Annotated in this window: 4 protein-coding genes; all 4 read right to left on the reverse strand. The window is 40.2% G+C overall.

From position 1 onward, the window contains the following. Positions 1-284 precede the first annotated feature (284 nt). Complete coding sequence (locus WS40_RS09900; protein WP_046441976.1) at positions 285-2,393, reverse strand: polysaccharide biosynthesis protein; 2,109 nt, start codon at positions 2,391-2,393, stop codon at positions 285-287. A gap of 110 nt (positions 2,394-2,503) precedes the next feature. Then, positions 2,504-3,208, reverse strand: coding sequence for a CpsB/CapC family capsule biosynthesis tyrosine phosphatase (locus tag WS40_RS09905; RefSeq protein WP_046441977.1), 705 nt, complete (start codon positions 3,206-3,208; stop codon positions 2,504-2,506). A 19-nt stretch (positions 3,209-3,227) separates the two neighbouring features. Continuing rightward, on the reverse strand, positions 3,228-4,721 hold the full coding sequence (locus WS40_RS11655) for a polysaccharide biosynthesis tyrosine autokinase (RefSeq protein ID WP_118125259.1): 1,494 nt from the start codon (positions 4,719-4,721) through the stop codon (positions 3,228-3,230). A gap of 192 nt (positions 4,722-4,913) precedes the next feature. Next, the gene (locus WS40_RS09915) at positions 4,914-5,210 is read right to left on the reverse strand and encodes a hypothetical protein (protein ID WP_325208527.1); all 297 of its coding nucleotides are present in this window, start codon (positions 5,208-5,210) and stop codon (positions 4,914-4,916) included. Between the last annotated feature and the right edge of the window lie 171 nt (positions 5,211-5,381).

Genomic DNA, 5,381 nt, shown 5'->3' on the forward strand with positions numbered 1-5,381 from the left:
AGGCACAATGGCAAAGTAGAGCGCAGTCACCGAGAAGATCACAACAAATTCTATTCGTGCCATAGGTTTTATTCCTGCGACGACTTAAACGTGCAGCTAGCTGCACGTTTAAGTCGAACAAACAACCGTCCTATGCGTCCCCTCAAATGGTTTTCGCCTATCGAATTTCTTAATAATAGTGTCCAATATGATTGACAAACCTACACATCAAGAAAAAGTGTGAAATTTCAGGCATAAAAACAGCACCGCAGAAATCCCCGCAGTGCTGAAATATGGATCTTTCATTATGTTGCCGCAGAAACTGCAACAGCGTTTCTGCCATATTTTTCATTACCTGTTGGTTTATCACCTACAGGACTGAATGTTGGAACGATCTTTTCGACCATTTCAACGATATTTTCGTCATTGTTATAGCTTGCACGAGCAAGCTCTCCAAGCTGACCAAGGAACGTTTCTGTGTCAAACAGTATAGGCTTTCCGATATGGATAAGCTCATTGTCCGTTTTCATCATGCCCTCCTCTGCCATAAGCTTCTCCTCAAAAAGCTTCTCGCCAGGACGCAGACCTGAGTAAACTATCTTGATATCTACATCAGGCTTATAGCCTGAAAGTCTGATAAGATTTCTCGCAAGTGTGTCTATCTTCACAGGCGCACCCATATCAAGGACAAATATCTCGCCGCCCCATGCGTATGTGCCTGCCTGAAGAACAAGGCTCACAGCCTCAGGTATAGTCATGAAATATCTTATGATATCAGGGTGAGTAACAGTAACAGGACCGCCTGCTTCTATCTGCTTTTTGAACAGTGGGATCACAGAGCCGTTGCTTCCAAGAACGTTTCCAAAACGAACTGCAACAAACTGTGTGCCATTTCTGTCCTTATTGCCAACGCTTTCGATCTTAACCGCTTCACTGCTCTCTATATTATCAACAGCTATCTCGTCTATCGGATCGTTCTCAAGCATACCGTCTGTCATTTCATCAACGTGTGCATGAAGCATAGGTAGAAGATCTGTTCTGCCTGCCTTGCTGATAGCGTCCATGCTCTGGATGACCATTTCGCAGAGTCTTTTACTTGCACCCATAATATTAGTAGGGTTTACAGCCTTATCAGTGCTTATAAGCACAAACCTCTTTGTGCCATGCTTCAAAGCGGCATAGGCTGTCTTGTATGTACCAACAACATTGTTTTTGATAGCTTCATTAGGGCTTGTTTCCATAAGCGGAACGTGCTTATGTGCTGCAGCGTGATAAACGATATCAGGCTTGTATTTTTCAAAAACGTCATTGATACGTCTGCTGTCACGAACAGAGCCGATAAGCGTCACAAGATTGAGTTTACTGCCATATTTACGTTTAAGCTCCTGCTCTATTTCATAAGCATTGTTTTCATAAATGTCAAATATGATAAGCTGTTTAGGCTCATGACCTGCTATCTGTCGGCAAAGCTCGCTTCCGATAGAGCCACCACCACCTGTTACCAATATGGTCTTACCCTTAAGGTGCTGGAATATCTCGTCCATGTTTACTCTGATAGGCTCTCTTCCAAGCAGATCCTCGACCGCAACAGGCTTCATCTTGCTGAGAAGCACCTCACCATTTGTTATCTGATAAACGCCCGGAAGCTGTTTCATCTCACAGCCGGTTTCCTTACAAATATTAAGGATATCCCTTTTGTTCTCAGGTGATGCAGTTGGAATTGCAAAAAGGATCTGATCAATATTATACTTTTTGACGCTTTCCATAATGCAATCACGGCCACCGACGATAGGAACTCCTCCGATATTTCTTCCCCACTTATTTGGGTTATCATCGATTATGCAGAGTGGTCTTGCATTTGCACGTTCTGACATCGTAAGCTCTTTAAGGATCATCTGACCCGAAGCACCTGCACCAATGACCATTGCATTATGCACTGCCACCCGATTTGTTACCTGTTTTGCTCTTAAAAGGGTGACATATCTATAGGCAAAACGCACTGCCGTTATAAGCACGAACTGAGTTCCCGCTCCTACTATATAGTAAGCCACAGGCATTCTCATGAAGAGTAATGTAATACCCACAGCCTGGAATATGGTAGTAACTATCGAAGCCAAAAATATCCTTGACAGTTCGCCAATGCTAGCAAATCTCCACAAACTATTATAAAGCTTGAACACAAAAAACACCACAACACAGAAAGCTGTATATATTGGAGCAAACTTTACATAGGCAAGCATATACTCTTTTGGTATTGCAGAAAAAGTAAGGTCAAATCTGATGAAAAGTCCGAAAATGTAGGATAGATTTACGGCAACAATATCATAGAAACACAGAAAGAATGCAATAAGCATCCAATGCTTTATCTTTTTGTTTTTCCACACCTGAACTGTGTTTTCGCTTGTTTTCTCCATAAATAAAACATACCTCCGCTCAATTAAAGCAATGAATAAGATCACACCATGGCCACCCCTCAATGGCACAGTGCAGGCTATTTATAATATCATCAATATTTTTTCTATACTTAAAAAGCAAACATTCTTTCTTCGTCAGCCATAGCAGACATGAGTACTTTATCAGAACGTCTTATATTTTCACTTCCAGATCTTTTAGCTATAAGATCAAAGTTAGGTTTTCTATCATCAATATTATGAGCATCGCTTCCAAAGACAAAATCTCTGCCACTTGAAATAAGCTTATTAACAAAACGTCTTGTGGAAAAATGCTCAAAAGCTTCTGCATTTATCTGAAAAACTGCATCCACAGACATCAGACTTTTCAGATCTGACTTTGAATAAACGCCCATATATCTATGTACATGGGCGATTATCGGAATAAGCCTTCGAGAATTTGCTATCTCGTCTATCTCCTCGACGATCCAACTGTTATACTGAGTGAATGGTGGTTCAAGAAGAATAAGTCGTGTTCCGCTGATACACAGCTTTTCAAGTTCTCCTAATACGCTGATGCCCTTTTCTATAGCCACCTCAGCACCAATATGTATATCCTTCACGGCAGGGTCAGCCGCCATGAGCTTCTCATAAGCATTTTGCCGTTTGACAAGATAACTGTCTAAAGAAGCTTCCCTGTGCATATAAAAATGTGGTGTTGCAACAATTATACCTATGCCCTGCTGTTTCATCATTTTTATCATTTTAAGTGATGTTTTGATGCTGTCAGAGCCGTCATCAATATTCGGCAGTATGTGGCTGTGATAATCGGTAGTCAATCTAACATCTCCATGTCATTTAACTTTCGGCAGAAGCATCTTTCCCACCGTATTTATAGCTGTAGTCATATTTATACTTGTAGCTATACTTGTATCCGTAATGAGAACCGTTCTTTGCGGAAATATCATTAAGAACGAACCCAAGCAGATTGCAATCGCCTATCTCAAGCTTCTTCATAGACTCCTCTATCTCCTGATATGTAGTTCTGCCATATCTTGCCACAAGAAGAACGCCTGCGACCTCGTCTGCAAGGCTCATTACGTCAGTTACAGGAAGCAGCGGGGTTCCGTCGACAATAACATAATCATACTTATGCTGAACATATTCAAGCAATTCACGCATTTTCTCAGAAGCAAGAAGCTCTGACGGGTTTGGAGGCAAAACGCCTGATGTAAGAACAGCAAAATTGCCATTCTTGGTTTCATGCACACACTTATCAAATGTGCTTTCACCACTCAGTATTGTTGAAAGTCCAACATTGTTTTTTAACTTGAAGTTTCTGTGCTGAACAGGTCTTCTCATATCAGCGTCAATAAGAAGTACCTTATTTTCTGTTTCAGCCATTGAAGCTGCAAGGTTTGCAACTGTTACAGACTTACCCTCACTTGGATTAGGGCTAGAAACGACAACTATCTTATTTCGTGTTGTAGAAAGTGTAAACATAAGGTTTGTACGCATTGTTTTGTAGTTCTCTACAATATTAAACGGTATATCCTTATTATTGAACAGAAGCTGTTTTTTTCTGTCAGCAGAAGAACCTTCATCCTTTTTAGAAGTCTTTCCGCCAATATTCATTATCTCACCAACGATAGGCTTCTGATAAATGTCGCCAAGCTCATCAGAATTCTTTACAGTGTTGTCGAAGAAGTCGATAACAAGTATCACTAGAACAGCCACCATCAAGCCACCAACAAAGCCAAGGGCAACATTTTTAGTGGTGTTAGGAGAAACAGGTGTATTGTAAACTTCAGCATCACCTATCTTTTCAACTGAGCCTGCACCGATAACTCTTATAAGAAAGCTTGGAGCGACGTCAGCCATGATGTTACAAAGGTCAGAAGAAAGCTTTGCATTGGTTGTTGTGGCAGTTATCTGAAGTACCTCTGTCTGATTTACAGCGGTCATGCTATAAGCATTTCTCAGGCCGTCATTTGAAACCCTGCCGCTCGTTACAGTAAAATAAGGAGCAAGCTGTTCAGGAGTATACATCTCAAGAAGCTTATCGCTTACCTCGTTCATTACCGGGTCATCAGTAAGTATAACAATATAGGTCTGTACCAATGACTTTGAAGCGTTAATATCCTGTAAGTCAACATTAGTCTTATCCTGACCCGTTGACTGATTATCAGCACTTTTAACATACATTGAAACGTGTGACTGATACTGCTTACTCATAACAAATTTTGATACGAAAAGGGCCAGTATCGCACACACTATTGAAGCGGCAACGATATACCAAACCTTTCCGAGAAGAAGTACCAGAAGATCCTTGATAGTGTAATTTTTTTTCATTTGAATTATTCACCCTATTGTTGATATTTTCGTTATTTTCCCAAAAAATAAACCGTACAATAATAATTTTATCACATTCTATTCAAAAAGTCAACTTTAAACGATACGTTTTTTTGTATTTCAACAAAAAAATGGTTTTTTGTTATAACATACAATAAGATAAACTAAATCAGCCAAGTATTTGTTGGAAAATCATATAAGCTGACAGCTTAATTTAACAATTATGAACGGCACTGTAAAAGCCGCCATTACAGCCGTTCCAAAACTATTTACCAGTCCTTGTATCATAAGTATGCCGAAATTCATGACAGATTGCTGAACTGAGGCAGCGGTCGGCATTCGCACCACTTCACCAAAACTGCAATCCTTCCAAGATTTTTTCTTGAAGGATAGTCGCAAAAGAGGTTCTTTGGCGAGAGTGTAAAAGCAAAGTCCCACACCTGCCAGGATAATTCTAACATGATCAGATGTCAACAACATTATTTTCATTGGAGTATGCAAAAGTTTCAAAATCTCATCGGAAAAGCACAATGTGATAGGCGCTGTAAAAAAAGCGCAATAAAGCCCGTGGATTCCCTCAATATGGAAGCCCACGGGCTTTAATATATCACACAGCAAAAAAGAACTATCTAATCTTGAAAAAAGGGTACAGCAAACACA

Source organism: Ruminococcus sp. N15.MGS-57 (assembly GCF_000980385.1).
Lineage (GTDB): Bacteria > Bacillota > Clostridia > Oscillospirales > Ruminococcaceae > Hominimerdicola > Hominimerdicola aceti.